This window comes from Streptomyces sp. NPDC048277 (assembly GCF_040652235.1).
Classification (GTDB): Bacteria; Actinomycetota; Actinomycetes; order Streptomycetales; family Streptomycetaceae; genus Streptomyces.
This window is the reverse complement of the sequence record NZ_JBEZLQ010000015.1, coordinates 197,551-213,932: the sequence shown is the minus strand read 5'-3', so window position 1 is coordinate 213,932 and position 16,382 is coordinate 197,551. Positions and strand designations below refer to the sequence as shown.

General features: G+C 70.1%; 15 protein-coding genes. 7 read left to right on the top strand and 8 right to left on the bottom strand.

Annotated elements, in window-relative coordinates; translation table 11 throughout:
* Positions 1-131 precede the first annotated feature (131 nt).
* From haaT to haaN, 4 genes are all read left to right on the top strand, one after another.
* Positions 132-2,900: a cyclophane-containing RiPP biosynthesis TPR protein HaaT gene (haaT, locus tag AB0D85_RS30605; protein WP_362327212.1), complete on the top strand. Its 2,769-nt coding sequence runs from the start codon at positions 132-134 to the stop codon at positions 2,898-2,900.
* Between the two features lie 127 nt (positions 2,901-3,027).
* A complete protein-coding gene (gene haaA / locus AB0D85_RS30600; RefSeq protein WP_362327209.1) occupies positions 3,028-3,231 on the top strand; it encodes a HaaA family cyclophane-containing RiPP peptide in 204 nt (67 codons plus the stop codon).
* Positions 3,232-3,244: 13 nt separating this feature from the next.
* A complete protein-coding gene (locus tag AB0D85_RS30595) occupies positions 3,245-4,405 on the top strand; it encodes an FxsB family cyclophane-forming radical SAM/SPASM peptide maturase (RefSeq protein ID WP_362327206.1) in 1,161 nt (386 codons plus the stop codon).
* 92 nt (positions 4,406-4,497) lie between these two features.
* Positions 4,498-4,977, top strand: coding sequence for a cyclophane-containing RiPP N-acetyltransferase HaaN (haaN, locus tag AB0D85_RS30590; protein WP_362327203.1), 480 nt, complete (start codon positions 4,498-4,500; stop codon positions 4,975-4,977).
* Between the two features lie 474 nt (positions 4,978-5,451).
* On the opposite strand, the gene fxlM is transcribed toward haaN, so the two are convergent.
* The 6 genes from fxlM to AB0D85_RS30560 all read right to left on the bottom strand — a co-directional run bounded on the left by fxlM (position 5,452) and on the right by AB0D85_RS30560 (position 12,066).
* Complete coding sequence (gene fxlM, locus AB0D85_RS30585; protein ID WP_362327200.1) at positions 5,452-6,675, bottom strand: methyltransferase, FxLD system; 1,224 nt, start codon at positions 6,673-6,675, stop codon at positions 5,452-5,454.
* 87 nt (positions 6,676-6,762) lie between these two features.
* Positions 6,763-7,938: a lanthionine synthetase C family protein gene (locus AB0D85_RS30580; RefSeq protein WP_362327197.1), complete on the bottom strand. Its 1,176-nt coding sequence runs from the start codon at positions 7,936-7,938 to the stop codon at positions 6,763-6,765.
* Positions 7,935-10,988: a lantibiotic dehydratase gene (locus AB0D85_RS30575; RefSeq protein ID WP_362327194.1), complete on the bottom strand. Its 3,054-nt coding sequence runs from the start codon at positions 10,986-10,988 to the stop codon at positions 7,935-7,937. Before AB0D85_RS30575 ends, AB0D85_RS30580 begins: the two co-directional genes overlap by 4 nt.
* 79 nt (positions 10,989-11,067) lie before the next feature.
* Complete coding sequence (locus AB0D85_RS30570; RefSeq protein ID WP_362327191.1) at positions 11,068-11,286, bottom strand: FxLD family lanthipeptide; 219 nt, start codon at positions 11,284-11,286, stop codon at positions 11,068-11,070.
* 196 nt (positions 11,287-11,482) lie between these two features.
* Complete coding sequence (locus AB0D85_RS30565; RefSeq protein ID WP_362327353.1) at positions 11,483-11,662, bottom strand: hypothetical protein; 180 nt, start codon at positions 11,660-11,662, stop codon at positions 11,483-11,485.
* Positions 11,659-12,066 (bottom strand): hypothetical protein, encoded by a 408-nt coding sequence (locus AB0D85_RS30560; RefSeq protein WP_362327188.1) that lies wholly within the window; start codon positions 12,064-12,066, stop codon positions 11,659-11,661. The genes AB0D85_RS30565 and AB0D85_RS30560 overlap by 4 nt, the downstream gene beginning before the upstream one ends.
* Positions 12,067-12,277: 211 nt before the next feature.
* Between AB0D85_RS30560 and AB0D85_RS30555 the strand changes: the two genes are divergently transcribed.
* The gene (locus tag AB0D85_RS30555; RefSeq protein WP_362327185.1) at positions 12,278-12,838 is read left to right on the top strand and encodes an ATP-binding protein; all 561 of its coding nucleotides are present in this window, start codon (positions 12,278-12,280) and stop codon (positions 12,836-12,838) included.
* Here AB0D85_RS30555 and AB0D85_RS30550 read toward each other — a convergent pair.
* A complete protein-coding gene (locus AB0D85_RS30550) occupies positions 12,719-13,423 on the bottom strand; it encodes a 2'-5' RNA ligase family protein (protein WP_362327182.1) in 705 nt (234 codons plus the stop codon). The two genes, AB0D85_RS30555 and AB0D85_RS30550, sit on opposite strands and share 120 nt — an antisense overlap.
* Before the next feature lie 55 nt (positions 13,424-13,478).
* Entirely contained in the window at positions 13,479-14,819 is a 1,341-nt protein-coding gene (locus tag AB0D85_RS30545) for a hypothetical protein (protein WP_362327179.1), read from the bottom strand.
* A gap of 222 nt (positions 14,820-15,041) precedes the next feature.
* Here AB0D85_RS30545 and AB0D85_RS30540 point away from each other — a divergent pair, with 222 nt between their 5' ends.
* Both AB0D85_RS30540 and AB0D85_RS30535 read left to right on the top strand, forming a co-directional pair.
* Positions 15,042-15,923, top strand: a complete 882-nt coding sequence (locus tag AB0D85_RS30540; protein ID WP_362327175.1) for a helix-turn-helix transcriptional regulator — start codon at positions 15,042-15,044, stop codon at positions 15,921-15,923.
* The gene (locus AB0D85_RS30535; RefSeq protein ID WP_362327171.1) at positions 15,920-16,177 is read left to right on the top strand and encodes a DUF397 domain-containing protein; all 258 of its coding nucleotides are present in this window, start codon (positions 15,920-15,922) and stop codon (positions 16,175-16,177) included. Before AB0D85_RS30540 ends, AB0D85_RS30535 begins: the two co-directional genes overlap by 4 nt.
* The last annotated feature ends 205 nt before the right edge of the window (positions 16,178-16,382 follow it).

The following is a 16,382-nucleotide window of genomic DNA, read 5'->3' as shown; positions in this document are numbered from 1 at the left end:
TGTTCCGTTAGGGAAGTTGGGGCGTCGGACTCGGGGGTTGCCTTCGTGACCAGGTCGGTTGGCGGTGCGTGGTGTCTCACCAGCGGCACCACGGGGGAATCGGCCGCTCCCCCGGCTGGTGGGGCCTCCGTATGAGACTCCGGCGCGGGATCGCGATCGCCGTCGTCGCCGGAGGCGGCGCTGTGACAACGCTGCTGGTCGGGCTTGTCACGAATGCCGTGTCCAACCAGTCGCGGTGGCCCGGCTGGCTGGGGTGGTTACAGGAGCACGCCTGGTTCTCGTTCGTCGTGTTGGGCGTGACGATGGCCGGGATGACTGCTCTGCTCGCCGGGCTATCCGAGTCGCGGCCTCCCGCGCCGACGGCGAGGCCGGAGGATGGAACGGGACCGCCGGGGGCCGCCCAGGTACTGCGTTCGTTGCCGCGCGACACCGTCGCGTTCACCGACCGGGCTGCGGAGCTGGAACAGCTGGTGGGCTCGGTACGGGCATCGCAGGAGCAGGGCGAGGGGCTGCCCGTTCACGTGATCGACGGAATGCCGGGCGTCGGAAAGACTACTTTCGCCGTGCACGCCGGCCACCTGCTCTCCGAGCGGTTCCCCGACGGACAGCTCTTCGTGAACCTCAACGGGTACACGCCGGGGCGCACTCCGGTGCAGGCCGGCGAGGCTCTGGCCTCTCTTCTAGCGGCTGCCGGCGTGCCAACGCAGCAGATACCCGTCGGGGATGACGTCGGAGCGGTCACGGAAGCCCGGGCCGCCATGTGGCGGAGCAGGCTCGCGGACAAGAAGGCACTGCTGATTCTCGACAACGCGGCCAGCTACCGGCAGCTGGAGCCTCTGCTTCCCGGTGGGAGCGCATGTCTGGTCTTGGTGACCAGCCGCAAGCGGCTGGTGGCGAACGAGGAGGTGGTCATGTCGGTGGACGCGCTGCCGCCGGATCACGCAGTCGATCTCTTCGTGCGGCTCAGTGGGCGGCCGACCGATGCGCTCGGTCGGGATGTGGTGGACGAGTTGGTACGGCTGTGCGGGTGTCTGCCGCTGGGGGTGTCTCTGCTCGCGGCGCGGTTGCGGCACCATCCGTCCTGGACCGCCGAGGACCTGCGTGGGCGGCTGATGGCGGCACGGGACCGGCTAGGAGAGCTGCGGGCTGGGGAACGCGCCGTCACCGCGACGTTCGATCTCTCCTACCGGGACCTCGCGCCGGAACGGCAGCGCTTCTTCCGGCAGCTCGGCTTCTTTCCCGGCACCGATCTCGACGCGCACGTCGGTGCGGCTCTCGGTGAGGTCCCGGTCGTGGTGGCACGTCGGTACCTTGAGGCGCTCTACGACGACCACCTGATCGACGAACAACCGGGGAGTCGCTACCGGCTGCACGATCTCCTGCGCGACTACGCTCGCGGTCTCGCCGCCGAGGGGGACAGCATGGACCACGTACAGGCCGTCCAGCGTGTGTGTACCTACTACCTGGCCGCTCTCGCCGTCGCGAACGGGCACATCGTGCGTAGCGGTGCCTCGGTGCCACTGGCGCCGGACGACGCCTCGCGGGTGGAAACTCCGGTCCTGGAGTCGCGAGCAGACGCCCTGGGCTGGCTGGAGACCGAACGGGCCAACATCCTCGCCGCCGTCCGGCGGGCGAACGGCTTCTCCCTGTACGACCTCGTGGTCCGGCTCGCTGCGGCCATGGCGCCCTTCCTGCGCCAGGCCGGTCCCTGGGACCAGGCCGTCGGGCTCCATCGCACCGCCGCCGAGGCCGCCAGCCACACCGGCGACCAGCGGGCCCGGGGCGACGCTCTCGCCGAACTCGGCGTCGTACGCCGCTTCATGGCCGCCTATCCGCAGGCGATCGACGCCCTCAGTGACGCCGTGACGGCGTACGAAGCGGTCGACGAACGGCGGGGCAAGGCGGACGCTCTCAACCAGCTCGGCATCGTCTGGTATCTGACCGCTGACAACGAGGACGCGGCCCGTGCCCAGGCCGAGTCACTCGCCCTCTACCGTGAGCTGGGCTACCGGCTCGGACAGGCGAACGCGCTTGCCGATCTCGGCATGACACACCGGCAGCTGAGCCGGTTCGATGCCTCGCTGGAGGCACAGAGCGAGGCCCTGACGATCTACCGGGAACTCGGTGACCGGTACGGGGAAGCGAACTCCCTGCGCGACCTGGGCGTCGTGCACTGCCTCATGGGCGCATACGACGTGGCCGAGCGGAATCACCAGGAAGCGTTCGACATCTACCTGGAGCTCGACGACCGTACTCACCAGGCTTACGCACTGAACGAGCTGGGCGTCGTCCGACGGCTGACCGGAGACATCGAGGGAGCTCGGACGGCACACAGCCAGGCCCTGACGCACTTCACCGAGCTCGGTGAACGGTTCGGCCGCGCGAACAGCATCCGCCACCTTGGCGTCGTGGACCGCGTCTCCGGGGACGCGGCAGAGGCGATCCGGCTGTTGGAGGAGGCCCTGGAGACCTACCGCGAACTCGGCAGCCGCGGGGGTGAGGCCGCCTCGCTGAGTGAGCTGGGCGTGGCACGCGGCATCGTCGGTGGGCTCGACGGAGCGATTGAGGCGTTCCAGGATGGACTGCGGATCTTGCGGAGCCTGGGCGACCGGTGCGGCGAGGCGGAGGTGCTGAACCACTGGGGGATGCTGCTGCTCACCTCGGGTGAACCGGCAGCCGGTCGTCGGCACTTCGATCAGGCCCTCGCACTCGCGCGGGACATCCGCTACCCGCTGGAGGAGGCACGGGCGTTGGAGGGCATCGGCCGCTGCGACTGGACGGTTGACGGGCCTGGTCACGGCGTGGGCTCACTGCGAGCCGCCGTGACCGTGTACCGGCGGCTGGGGGTGAGCGTGGCGGTGGACGACATCGAACGGTTACTGGTGTCGCGGTCCGGTTGACGCCAACCATGTGGCCGAATTTCCGGTGCTGGATGGGCGGTTGAGGATGCTACGTTTCCGGCTGATCTGTCGCTTCAGCCCCGTCGCACCGTGCCGCCTCCCGCACGTATCTCACGAGGAGCGTTGGATGCCGTCACCCACGTCCGTCACCGAGCCACACGCCATCACGCCCGTCAGCCCGGACTCCGCGGAGCCGACGCCTGCCGGAGCCGCCGTCCTGGACCGCGTGGCCGCCCGCGTACGGCAGCGGCTGGAGGCCGAGGAGAGCGTGACGGGTCGGTTCGGTGACGGTACTCACGCGGCCTCCCTCATCTGGCCCTGGCCGTTGTGAGCACGTCCGCTCAATGACAGAACCCGAAGGCCCCGTTCCTTTCCGGACGTTCATCCTCAAGGTCGCCAACCGCTGCAACATCGACTGCGACTACTGCTTCGTCTTCAACTCCAAGGACCAGGTGGCGCGGCGCCTCCCCGCCCGGATGGACCTCGCTGTGGCCCGGGCTGCGGCCCGGAAGATCGGTGAGCACGCCTCCACGCACGGACTTCGGACCATCCACGTCGTCTTGCATGGCGGGGAGCCGCTTCTCGCCGGCGTCCGGCACATGGCCGAGCTGTTGGAGGCCGTCCGGGACGAGGCGCCGACCGAGACCCGGGTTCTCTTCGAGCTCCAGACCAACGGGACGCTTCTGTCCAGTGCCTGGCTGGACCTCTTCGAGCGGTACGAGGTCGCGGTGGGCGTCAGCCTCGACGGACCGCCGCGTGCGAACGACCGGCACCGGCTGACTCACGCCGGACGGTCGAGCGCCGCCTCCGCCGTGCACGGCATCGAACTCCTGCGGTCGCGGCCGCACCTGTTCGCGGGGCTGCTCGCCGTCGTGGACCTGGCTAACGACCCTGTGGAGGTCCACGACTACCTGGCGGCGTTCGAACCGCCCGTGATCGACTTCGGCCTACCGCACGCGACTCACGACGACCCACCGCACCGCGCCGACCCCAGCGTGCCCGAGTACGGGATGTGGATGAGCAGGGTGTACGACGCCTGGCTCGCCCGGCCGGAGTACGGGCACAGTGTCCGGATGCTGGAGGACATCGTGGCCCTCAGCTCTGGCGTGCGCGGCTCGGTGGAGACGCTCGGTCTGGCCGCGCCGACGAGCGTCGTGATCGAGTCCGATGGCTCCATCGAGGCGGTGGACACCCTGCGGTCGGTCGAGGAAGGTGCCTCCTGGCTCGGGCTCGACGTCCTGCGCCACTCCTTCGACGAAGCTCTGTCGCATCCAAAGCTGTTGCACCGGCAGCACGGCAAGGATGCGCTCGCCGAACAGTGCCGCGCCTGCCCACTCGTGGAGGTGTGCGGCGGTGGCTACCTCCCGCACCGCTTCAGCGAAGCCCGGGGCTACCGGAACCCGTCTGCCTACTGCGCGGACCTGGAGTACCTCATCCGGCACGTGCAGGGCTCCCTGTGGCAGCACGGCTGGAACCCGTATGCGCGGGCCGCCGGGTCGCCGTAGGCGCGTGTGCCGTACCGCCGGGAGGGGATCACGCGTTGGAACGAGCGAATACAGCAGATACCGAAGCAATCGAGAATGGACAGGAGGCGCCGATGACCGTGACGATCCGCCCCGCGGAGAAGCGGGACGTGCCAGCCGTGGCCGAGCTGATCGAGGAGGTCGAGCGGTTCTACGGAGCGACCGACACAGATATCCAGCCGATCGAGGAGCGCCGCCTCCAGGTGGAAGAAGCCCTCTTCGGCGCGCCACCGCTGGCGTCCACCCTTCTCGTCGAGGACGAGACCGGGGACATCGTGGGTCTCGCCGCCTACTCCTTCCTCTGGCCGGCCGCCGGCTCCACGCACTCCCTGTTCCTCAAGGAGCTCTACGTCCGCGACAACCTGCGCCGGCAGGGCATCGGTGCTCGCCTCATGGACGAACTCCGCGCCTTGGCCGCCGCGCGCCCCGGGTGCAGCCGGGTGGAATGGATGGCTGACCGCGACAACCCAGGCGCACGGGCCTTCTACGAGTCGCGCGGGTTTACCGAGTCCGACGGGAAGATCGTCTACCGGATCGACTCCGGCACCGCGTGAGGGTGAGTGGGACTGTGAAAGTGGAGCGCTGCGAGGAGTGCGGCAGCCAGATCGTCATCGGGCTCGGATGCGACTGCCCGCCGGGCTCGTCCGCTTCGGCGGCCCCCCGTTCGGCAAGGACGTCCGTGAAGAGGGAGTGGCGTGCTCATCCGGACGACACGATCCTGATCTCCCCAGGGCAGTGCGCGCACCTGCCCGGCTGGTGCGACCACATGACCGAGGACGACGTACGGCCCCCGCGGTGGGGGTGGATCCCGAATCCCCCGCACGGGCTCTGGGAACGGTTGAGCAGTACCTACCCGGCGACTGCCACCGTGGGCAATCCGAAGCGGATGGCCGTGCGGCGGTGCACCACCTGTGAGGCGAACCTCGCCCAGGGATGACCGCTGCCCTCCAGCACCACTGTGCTCCGGCTTCGGTGGGCGCGGCCGTACCTGCCGACAACCGCGCCCGCCTGCGTCTGGATCAGCAGGCTCAGTAGGCGATGACGAGCCGCGCAGACGGCCGGTCGATCACGGCTCCGTCGGCGAGGTCGCTGTCCGGTGTGTCCGCAGGGTAGGCCGTGATCTCGGGTTCGACTGCCCGGGCCGGACTCCAGGCACGGATCTGCGCGCAGATTCGCTCGGCGAGCTCGGCGCCGGCCGGGCCGTAGCCGACGGCTCCCAGCCGGAACCGGGGTTCGGTGGACTGAGGCTCGGCGGTGCGCTCCAGAGTGAGGTAGGCGATGGAGTCGGCCTCGACGAGGGCTGGGCTCAGGGCGGGTGAGGCGGGGCGGTGAAGGCCAACCTCCATCGCTTCGGCCTTCGCGGTGATGCGGCAGGTCGCTCGTTCGGTGGCGCTCAGGCGCAGCCAGACGCCGTCGAAGGACTCGACGGAGCCGACCGTCGCGTCGGTCCAGACGACCGACTTCGGTTGGGTGAGGGCATCGCGCAACAGTTCTGGGGCGATGGGCTGGTCCTCGTCCCAGTAGAGCCTGACGAGCCGATTGTCGTCGATGTAGCCGTTTCGCTCGCCGTCCTGGCCGATTACCGGGAGGAAGCCGCACATCCTGACGGAGTCGGACCGCATCAGGTCCTTTTCCCTCCGGAACGCCACGGACCTGGACAGCCCGCGCCATCGCAGCGGGACCACGAGGCGTCCGCCGTCGGCGAGCTGGTCCCACCAGGCTCCGGGGAGGTCCCACATGCCGACCGCCGCGATCATTCGGTCGTAGGGGCCGAACTCCGGGGCGCCGAGGGCGCCGTCCCTGGTGACCACGTGAACGTCGGCGTATCCGTTCGCGTCCAGCATCCGGCGGGCGTAGGCCGTCACGTCGGGGGCGATGTCGCACGTGGTGACCTGACCGGATTTTCCGGTGAGGTGCTTGAGCAGGGCGGCGTTGTAGCCGGTGCCGGCCCCGATCTCGAAGACGTGGTCGCCTTCGCGGACGGCGAGCTGGACCAGCATGAAGTGCACGACGTCGGGCTGGGAGGCGCAGCTCAGCGGGAGGGCGTCCTCGTCGGGGTTCTCCTTGATGGTCACGCTCTTGTTGGCGTACGCCTCCTGGAGGGGTGCGTCGGGGAGGAAGGCGTGGCGTGGTACGGCCCGCATGGCGGTTTCGACGCGTGCGTCGCGGGGGCCGGAGACGTCCTGCTGCAGGATGGCGTCGACCAGGCGGTTGCGCAGGTCCTCGGGGGAAGCGCCGGTGGTGGTGTTCATCGCGTCCTTCCGGAAGGTGCCCGGCCGTGCGTACGGCAGGGGCAGAGCGTACTCAGGTGATCTGGTGCGGGGTGCGGTTCACGAGCGTCATCCCGCCAGGAGCAGGCAGCGGTCCCAGGGGGCGGTGGTCGCCGTGTTGACAGGGTCGGGGAGACGGACCAGATGAATGCCCGACGTGCCGTCCATCAGGCCGACACCGTCCGGCAGTCCGCTGTGGTCCAGGTGCTCGTCGAGCCGGGCCCGCAGACGGGGCAGATGGGCCGCGAGTTCGTCATCGACGGCGTCGGCGGCGGCACGGGAGGCGGTCTGTACGAGCCCCGCCCACCCGTGGCAGAGGGATGCGTCGGTGAGCTGGGCGAGCTGCTGGTCGTCGGCCAGGCAGCTGGCCAGAGCTTGTTCGGCTCGGCGTTGCCGGTCGCGGTCGCCGAGGGCGATGCCTGCGAGTTGTTGGGCGCGGGCGATGCCCGGGGTGCCGTAGCACCAGGACGGACGTCCTGGTAGCGAGTGCTGGAGAGCGCCGCGTCGGTGTTCGGCTCGGGTGACCAGGCCCGGCCACCAGGCGCGCGAACCCGTACCGTCGCGCCATTGGTCGAGCCAGCCGCATATCCGGATGATGGCTCGTTTCTGTCCGGGCACCGTGTGGCCGTGGCGCACGGCGGTGGCCAGCAGTGCGAGGGGTCCACTGATGCCGTGGGCCAGACCGAGGTTTCCGTGTCCGCCGGGCCAACGCGGCGACGGGCGCAGGTCGGGGCTGTCGCTGCTCCACCAGCCGGGCAGGAGCTGGGACTCGATGGTGATCGGTTCGGTCAGCCGCACCAGGTAGGCGAGGGTGTCCCGTAGTTCTGTCCGGTGACCGCGGTGCAGGTGGTAGACCCCCAGGCCGGTCAGTCCGCTGATGAGGTCGTACTCGCCCAGGCTGGGCGGCGCGCCGCCGTCGATGCGGGCGTTCGCCCGCTTGAGGCGGTCGCGGGTGACGTCGGCGAGGTGTGCGTCCAGGGTCGCCAGAGCGCGAGTGGCGGTGTCCGTGTGCGTGAAGCTGAGGACGTACGCGACGGCTGGCGCGCCCTCGTACAGGCCGCATGCCTCCGGGGCGGCCTGTATCGGGCCCTTGACCATGGCAGCGGCCCACGGCCGGAGCGCATCCGTGTCGTCTTCGCCGGTGTGGGATCTGACGGCGTGCAGCAGGGCGGCTCCCGCCGCGCCGGAGTACAGCGACTGGCCCCAGCCGGGCCTGGTGGGTGTGGGCGACGCGTCGTGGTTCATGGGTGGCTCTCCCCCAGCCGGGCGGTCCACGCGAGAGCGGACTGACGGGCCAGGCGGCGGCAGATCTGCTCGTCCTCCCGGTCCAGGCCGCGCAGGCGGTTGTGGTGCATGTGCAGCAGGGACTCCAGAACCGAGTCGAGGTCCATGTCCTTGGCGAGGTGCTCGCGATACAGCGTCAGGGCCACGGCACGGTGGTGCCACGCGTGTGCGAGCGCTTCGCCCCAGCCGCGGGCGCGGGACGTGGTGTGGCGAACGAGTTCGATGGTCTGGTCTCTGACGCCTCGCTCGACTCGGGCCGGAGGCGCGGGACGGTTGGCCAGCCAACGCATGCCCTCGTCGGGACCGAGCAGGCCGCAGGCGATGTCCACCATGCCGGCCGCGGCCAGTGCGCGTCCGTCGAGGCCGTCGCCTCCCAGGCCCTGCAGGGCGGCGAGGGCGTAGGCCGAGTCGGCGGTGAACACCGCCTCCGCACCGCGCAGGGCGGCGCCGGGGCCGTAGCGGCCGATCTCCGGGGTGTACGTGTCGAACACGAGCCTGCTGCTGAGCCCCTCGTGGCGCAGCCCGGCGGCCCATCGGGCGACAAGCTCGGTGTGAGCGGAGTACTGCCCAGGGCTTCGGGTGCGGATGCGCAGGCGCAGGTGGTCGGGGTCGTGCGGAGAGCGGTAGCGGACGAACCACCACTCGGGTCCGCCCTGGAGCTGGGCCATGAGCCGCGCGAGGTGGGTGCCGATCAGCTCCTCAAACTGGTCGGGGTGCGTGTAAATCTTGGTGTTCAGCCAGGGTGCCCACACCGATCCCGGTACGGGCCCGAGGGCGCTGTTGGTGAGCACGGGGAGGGGGCCGGAGAGCGGGTTAGGGGCCGGCGGGCTGGTGCTGGTCATCGGCAGGGCAATCTCGTGGACGTGGCCGTCGATCCAGCCGTAGCTCTCCTCGGGCGGCGCCTCGGTGAGCACGGCCTGGTCTTCCCTGGCCAGGTGGGCGCGCAGGACGGCGACGTGGGCGGGCACGTCGAGCTGCAGTCGCCTTGTGCGGTCGTCCTCCCGCAGCTCGACGGCATCGGGGCAGTGCCACCGCTTTCGCCAGCGACCGAGGGCGTCCGCCCACTCCGGGGTGTCCGTACCCCGGCCTGGGAGGGCGTCGGCGGTCAGGTTCCAGCGGCCAGGAGAGAGGATCACGCGCCCGTAGCGAACGCGTGGCAGGAACGGCAGCCGTGCGCCGTGCGGACCCCAGTCGAAGCCGGTCCAGGCGGGGCCGAAGGCGCGGGTCAGGTGCGCCAGGAACCGGGCCAGGGGCGGAGGTTGCTTGTCCAGGGCCATGGCGTGGAAGACCTGCGGATCCACGATGCGACGGCGGGAGATGCTGACCAGGTACAGGCGGGTGTGCGTGGCCGTGACCGCGAGGTCGTCGACCCCGATGAGCGTCGGCACGGTGTCGGCAGCGCCGCGGTGTTCACCCAACGGGATCACGTGCGGAAGATAGGCGGGTATACGGGCGACGTTCTCGGTGTGCGGGTACAGCGGCGGGAAGGAGAGCTGCGCGGTCAGCGCGTTCTCGACGCTCGCGGGGACCTGGCGGTAGATCTTGTCGAGTCCCGAGCCGGTGGCGACCGGTGAGAACCGGGACGTGAGCGTTCCTGCGGCGCGGGCCGGCGTCACGGTGAGCGTGAAGTCCCCGCGCTCCAGCACGGGCAGACTGTCGGCGTGCAGGCGCGCGCACATCTCCACGTGGGGCGGCGCCTCCCGCACGGCCATCGTCTCGTCGGCCAGGCGGTCGATTACGTCGTCGGTGAGGACGATCTCCCTGCCGCCGTCGGCCAGGGCCTGCCAGGCCAGGGCCAGCAGCCGCTCGTCCCGCTCGGAGACCACCTTTGGCGGCGCGGTCATGCGGCTGCCGGGGTACTCGGCCGGGTAGCCGAGCCCGGCCGCCGCGTCGACGACCTCCTTCACCGGCACCAGCGTGCCGGTGCCGTACCGCTCCCAGAACGCGACCTGGTACTCCTTCCACACACCCTGGCCCGCCGGCCGACGCGTCAGCCGCAGCAACGCATCAGCAGCCCGCTCCATCTCGCGCGCGACGCTCTCGGGGATCCGTACGTCGGCGTCCAGCCGCAGGTCGATGGCGAGAGGGCTTCGGCCCGCGCCGGAAAGCCGACGCAAGAGTGGCGTCAGCGCCTGCCGTTGTGGCGCCTGGCGGTTCGCGGGAAGCCGGTTGTGCTCGTGCACGGCGCGTCGCACCGCTTCCATTTCGTGCAGGACCCGCGCGGCCTCGGGCACCGTACCCGCGTCCACGCCGTGCAGCCGCTCGATCAGGTGGGACAGCGGATCGGTGTCGGTCATCGGAGGGCGCAGGCTGGTGATCAGGAACTTCTCGCGCACCAGCGTGCCGAGCAGCGTGGTGATGTGGCGTGGCTCGGTTCGGGGAAAGGCGGAGGCCAACTGCTCGGCGAGGGCGGCGAAGCGGACCGGCTCGCGCGCGAGGTCCTCGATCCAGCGGACCGCGCTGGTGCGCCGGACAGTGGCCCCCATCGGTCCGCCGTGCGGGACGTGCAGGCGACCACCTCGGCGTGCCGCCAGGTTGTTCAGGACCACGTCCAGGTGTTCCAGCAGGTCGGGGCACGCCTCCAGACGAGCGACGACGTCGTCCAGCCACTCGGTGTCCACCCGCGCCACGGCCCGGTGCGCGTCTCCCCATCTCGCGTGCGGTGTGGAACCCACGCCGACCGGCGCCACCCCGGCGAAGAGGCCGAACGGGGTCGGCCGCCCAGTGGCTCGCAGCGCGTAGCGGACGGTGGCCAGGGCGGCGCTCCGGACCTGCTTCGGGCGTGCCGGCTGCCCCGCGCAGATCGCGTCGACCCGCGTGGCGAGATCGCCGCTCGTCTGCCGGACGGCGTCGGCGAACCCCTCGTCGGCCCACACCTCCTTCAGCCATCTGCGGCAGGCATCCGTGTCGGCCGGATCGGGCCACCATCCCGGCAGGCTCGTCAGCGGCATCGCGGCGGCCCGGAGCAGGGCCGTGCCCGTGTGCTGGTAGAGCTTTCCGTCACTTCCCATTTCCAGTGCCTCCGCCATAGTTCTGTGACCGGGCGGGGCCGGGAGCGAAAGTGCCCCCGGCCCCGCGTACGAGCCGCTGTCAGACGGCACTCGCGCAGGACGAGGCGCAGGACGGCTTGCAGCCGTCACCGGTGTCGCACGCCCTGGGAAGCAGGTCGGCGTCGACCTCCGTGATGATGGTGAGGTCGATGTCGAAGGGGTCGGCGGGTACGTCGAGGGCGCCTGCCACGACGGACACCTCGGCGCCGGCCGTTACCGGCGGTGGCGCGCTGATCGGGCTGAGTGTGATTGCGGTCATCGCACTTCCTCTCGTGTTGGAAGGGTTCGAACGATTCGTCGTACTGCTGGCCGGCCGGTGTGCGGCTCGCCGCGCCGCACACCGGCCGGGTTCCTGCATTCGCACCTTGCGGTGCGGCCCCTCTCCGTCTGATCGGATTCCGTGGGGGACGGGGATTCGGAGCATCCGGAGAGGGAGTCGAGGACGCGGGCCGTAGCTACCGGATCTGGCCTGCGTAGAGCGTGGTCAACGCTGTGCCGGTCACCAGGACGGGCAGGAACAGCACTTGGAAGGCGCCGAAACCGAACCGGCCGACATACCTCGCCGGGTGCCGCAGCACCAATCCGATCTGGCTGAGCAGTTGCCGCAGAGGCCGTAGCCGCATGGTGGTCATCACGCCGCCGTCCTCCGTAAGAGCGTCGGGTCGGCGGCGTCGACGACCGCCCACGGCGTCGTGATCAACGCCCCGGTCCGGGCCTGCCAGGCTGCGATGTTCGTCCTGTCCTCCTCCAGATGCCCCAGCATCACGAGCAGGGGGGTGACGATCCCGGCCGCCCTCCCCTGCTCGACCGCGGCCAGGGCGTTCTGCCAGCCCCCGCGCAGGGCGCGGCTCTCGAAGGGTGCCGCTCGGTCGACGTGCGTCTCGGCCACCTCACAGCCGGCATCGGCGACGTACCGCCGTGTGCTGGCCAGGCTGTGGTCGGCGATCTCACCGAGCGACGCGGGCAGGCAGGCGTACAGCACCAGACGCGTGCCCGGGGGCACCTCGTGCGGTGCGGTCTGCCTCGCGCTGCCGCTCATTCCGATTACCTCCAGCCGGTTGTGGTCGAGACGCCAAGGGCCGGCGCCTCGAAGAAGAGCCTCGCTGGGGGCGGCCGACGGCGGTACGCCGTCAGGACGCCGTTCGTCCGCCGTCCGGCGGCAAGCGAAGAGGCGGAGCTGCGGCGTACCGTCGCGGCTCACGGATGACGAGGCTGATCGGTCCAGTGCCCAACCGGAAACGAGAGCGGCGATGGACGTGGTAGACGAAGAGCGCCTCTGCAGGCAGACACCATTGAGGCGTCATTGGGTGAAGCTGGCCGACTGCGCCGAGCCTTCGGGCCTCGCACGCCGACACGTACACGAGTCCCTCAAGGGACGTGTCTCACCGGAGCGCGTCGACGACGCCGCTCTGGTCGCCTCGGAACTGGTGGGCAACGCGGTCAGACACACCGCCGGCGGACCGGACTGCATGTGCGTGGAGGTCTACCGGGACGTAGTGGTACTGCGAGTCCACGACGCCGGGCGGGACGTCTCCAAGGTCCAGGCGCGATCAGCGCAGGCGTCGCTGGATGAGCTGACGGGAAATGGTCTCGGACTGCTGCTCGTCGGGGCGCTGGCCTCCGAATGGTCGGTCCGGCCGACCGCGATCGGCAAGGAAGTGATCGTGGTCTTCCCCCTGGATGCCCGTGGGCTACCCGAGCGGGACGCTCTTCCGTACATCCCAGCGGTACGTCCGCCCCTCGCGCCGGAGCTCCACCAACTGAACGGCGGCCACGGAGAGCTCGACAGCGGGGAGAGCACGAAGACCTGAGACCGCCTCTACGACTGGAGCGGCGGGACGCCGACGGTTGTTGTAGGCGAGGCTCAAGTGCGGTCGGAAAGCGGACGTCGGCTTCTTCGGGGCGAGACCGGCGCTGCTTCCGGCCTCGGCCAGCGCGTGGTGCAGCCGAAGCAGGGGCTCCCACGGACCGAGGGACAGGCGGACGGCACCGCGGGAGCCGGCCAGCGGCATGGCGCGACTGGAGAACGCGGGGGGCAGCAGCGCCTCGACGTCCCGCGCCAGGCTGTCCAGCTGACCGGGGGCGACAGCGTCCGGCCTGCCCACGCGGGCGAGGGTGATGTGCAGTCCGTCCGTCGGCACCGGGTCGAGGCCGAGGGGAGCCAGCTTCTCCTGGCAGTGTCCGGCGAGGGTCGCGAGCGGCTGGTCGTCCGGGAAGGTCAGCATCCAGTAGTACGCCCGGCTGCCGTCCGACCAGCCGGGGCGTGCCCAGTGGTCGGTCATCCCATCGAGTGCGCTGAACGCCGCCCAGTCGTGGGCCGCGGTGATCGCCGGATCATGTGTGTCGGCAGGAGGCTCGGCGGGGAACGCGGCGGGATCGGCGCTGAGCAGGGGCACCCGTCGAACTCCTTCGGCTTCACACCGCCCCGGGGCACGACGACACCGACGGCGCCTACGACGCGGATGACGCCATGGCCATGACGGCTGGCTGTGAGCTCCAGGCCCGGAACTCCTCGCCATAATCGCGTACCGCCGGGTGATCACGCCACGGCCCGGCCTGCTCACGCAGGTCACGGGAGCGTTGGTAGACGGAGCTGATCGGGGTGTCTCCGCACAGCCGTAGGGCCTCACCCCCGAGGGCCATCGCGTGGTCGATGTCGGGCGTGCGCTGCTGCAGCAGCGCGGTGGCGACGTCGAGGCGTACGAGCGAACGGCTCCAGGAGGAGGTCGAGTGCTCCACCAGATCGTCGATGTGCTCGGCGTCACGCAGTACCTGGGCCGTGTTGTGCAGGGCCACGTGTGACGTGACGGCGTTGGCCAGCGTCCGGGCCCGTCCGTACGGCTCGAAAGAGATGCAGGAGGTGAGCCCGACGGGTACCTCGTGGAGGTCGGAGAGGCGGAGTGCCTGTCCGATGGCCTGCTCGACGGCACGCCGGTCGCCGGTCTTGCCGAGGGCTCGGGCTCGGCCGTTGGCGAGCAGGCGGATGGACTGGGCGTGACGTGGCGCCCGCTCGACGGCCGCGGCGGCGCAAGCGTCGGCCTCCTCGTACCGGCCGGCGTAGTAGAGGCCGAAGGAGAGGGTTCCGCGCGCCCAGAGCTCTGTGTCCAGGTCGCCGATCTCACGGCTGAGATCCCGGGCTTCGGTGCAGTACGCCTCCGAGAGCGCGAAGTCGCCCGTATTCACCGCCATGTAGCCGAGCAGGCCGGAGGCGCGAGCGGCGAGGCGGAAGAGCTCGCGGCGTGTGCCTGGGGGCTGACGACCGTCGAGGAGGGTGTGGGCGAGCTGCCGCACCTGGCGAGCCTGGGGGCGCAGGGCGTACGGCCCGTCCTGCTCGTACCGGCCGGCAATGCCCTCCAGGGAGGAATCCAGGAACGCGAGCGTCGCGGCGTCGGTGTTACTGGCCGTGAGCTGCCGGGTCCGGGCGACGATGTCCAGTGGGTTCTCGTCGTGCTCTCGTGGCGGAAGGGGACTCGGCGCCTGCTGGCGTGCGGGCGGCTCCTCATAGCAGCCGGACTCGGAGTCGCCGTCGTACACCGCGGAGAAAAGCTCGCACACCGGTCTGCCCAGCATGTGCTCCAGCACCCGGCAGGCGTCAGGACGGGGCAGAGTCAGTAGCTCCCCGCCGTACCAGCGGTCGAACTGGCGTGGAGAGACCTGGAGGGACGCCAGGCGAGGGTCTCGGTCAAGCTCCGCCAGCCGCACGGCGGCCCGCTCGTACTGGGCGGCGAAAGCCTCGTGCGTCGTCAGGTGCCGCTGCTGGAGCAGCTGCCGAAGCAGCGTCGTCCGTGGCATGGCCCACCCTCCTGGTACGGCATGCGGGACCGACGTGGAAGCGCGCCAGTGACGGGGTCGTGGCGAGGCATCATCGGTCGGTCTGCTGCGGCGCGCACTCGTACGAACGCGCGTCGTGACTCCTGACAGCATGCCGACGCAACTATCAACTAGGCAATATGTCTTGAGAAGTTGACCCGTACGGGCTTGTCGAGGTGGCGCCGGTACGGAGAGACTTCCGGCATGGCCTTGAAGAGAAGCCTGGTCCCGCAGTCGGTCTACCGGCGACAGCTCGCGGCACGGCTGAAGGAACTGCGCGACGCGACCGGGCTCACCCTCACCGAGGTCGCCGACCAGCTGGAGGTCAACCAGGGGTCACTGAGCCGGATCGAGAACGGCGAACGCGGTACGACGCCGGTCCTCGTCCGCGCTCTGCTGGACCTGTACGGCGTCGAGGACGAAGGCCGGCGCGCCGACGTGCTCGACCTCGTGCGAGCGGACAAAGAGCAGCAGAAGCCCTGGTGGCGGAAGTACTCGACGGTACTCACCCCGACCCGCTACGACGGGTACCTCGCGCTGGAGGCCGGCGCGACGCACCTCGCCAGCTACCAGCCGATGCTCGTGCCAGGGCTGCTCCAGACCGAGGACTACGCACGTGCCGTGATCTCCCAGATGAGGAAGGACCTGTCCCCGCCACAGGTCGAGTCCCTGGTCAAGGTCCGCCTAGAGCGGCAGAACAGCCGCCTGGGTGGCGAGTCCCCCGCCAGACTCTGGGCGATCCTCGACGAAGCCGTGCTGCGCAGGACGGTCGGCTCTGTAGAAGTCATGCGCGACCAACTGCGGAAACTGGTGGAGGCGAGCGAGCAGTCGAACGTCACCGTGCAGCTGCTGCCGTTCTCGCTCGGCGCGCATCCCGGGCTGTACGGCCCGTTCGTCATCCTCACCTTCCCGCACCCCACGCCGGACCTGGTGTGGCTGGAGAACCCCAAGAACTCCGTGTATCTGGAGTCCACGGAGGACGTGGACAACTACACGGAAATCTTCGATCAGTTGAGAGACAGCGCCCTCGACCCGTCGGAGACTCGCACCCGCATCGCACGCATCAGCAAGGAGCTCGAAGAGTGAGCACGCCCAGCATGGCCGCCCGGCACGACGTCACGACAGATCTGTACGACGTCGATGTCGCGCAGGCGCGGTGGCAGAAGAGCTCGTACAGCGGGGGCGCGAACGACTGCGTGGAAGTCGCTGCGCTGGGCGACCACGCCGCGGTGCGCGATTCCAAGGACGTCAGCCGCGGGCCGTTGCTCTTCTCGAAGCTGGCGATGCGTGCGCTGATCAGCGGGATCGCCCGCGGGTCTGTCAGTGAGCATTGGGGCTGAGGAGAGAGCTGGCGCGCGAGGAGCGAGCTGTGATGGTCGTCATACTGTAGTGGGCGCAGGTGGGTCCGGCCTCACGACATTGCGTGGCGATTTTGGAAGCCAGGTTCTCCGTGCGGCTGGCAGCCGAAGAGATTGCCGGGCCTACTTATCTCGCGGCCGGCGCCACGTGAGAGCTGTACCAGTCTCACCAGCACCGGCATGTGGA

Bases quoted from the DNA above. Each gene is read 5' to 3' on its own strand.
- AB0D85_RS30575 (WP_362327194.1), bottom strand. From the start codon at position 10,988: ATGGGAAGTGACGGAAAGCTCTACCAGCACACGGGCACGGCCCTGCTC.
- AB0D85_RS30560 (WP_362327188.1), bottom strand. From the start codon at position 12,066: ATGAGCGGCAGCGCGAGGCAGACCGCACCGCACGAGGTGCCCCCGGGC.
- haaN (WP_362327203.1), top strand. From the start codon at position 4,498: ATGACCGTGACGATCCGCCCCGCGGAGAAGCGGGACGTGCCAGCCGTG.
- AB0D85_RS30555 (WP_362327185.1), top strand. From the start codon at position 12,278: ATGGACGTGGTAGACGAAGAGCGCCTCTGCAGGCAGACACCATTGAGG.
- AB0D85_RS30580 (WP_362327197.1), bottom strand. From the start codon at position 7,938: ATGAACCACGACGCGTCGCCCACACCCACCAGGCCCGGCTGGGGCCAG.
- AB0D85_RS30540 (WP_362327175.1), top strand. From the start codon at position 15,042: ATGGCCTTGAAGAGAAGCCTGGTCCCGCAGTCGGTCTACCGGCGACAG.
- AB0D85_RS30595 (WP_362327206.1), top strand. From the start codon at position 3,245: ATGACAGAACCCGAAGGCCCCGTTCCTTTCCGGACGTTCATCCTCAAG.
- haaA (WP_362327209.1), top strand. From the start codon at position 3,028: ATGCCGTCACCCACGTCCGTCACCGAGCCACACGCCATCACGCCCGTC.
- AB0D85_RS30545 (WP_362327179.1), bottom strand. From the start codon at position 14,819: ATGCCACGGACGACGCTGCTTCGGCAGCTGCTCCAGCAGCGGCACCTG.
- AB0D85_RS30570 (WP_362327191.1), bottom strand. From the start codon at position 11,286: ATGACCGCAATCACACTCAGCCCGATCAGCGCGCCACCGCCGGTAACG.
- fxlM (WP_362327200.1), bottom strand. From the start codon at position 6,675: ATGAACACCACCACCGGCGCTTCCCCCGAGGACCTGCGCAACCGCCTG.
- haaT (WP_362327212.1), top strand. From the start codon at position 132: ATGAGACTCCGGCGCGGGATCGCGATCGCCGTCGTCGCCGGAGGCGGC.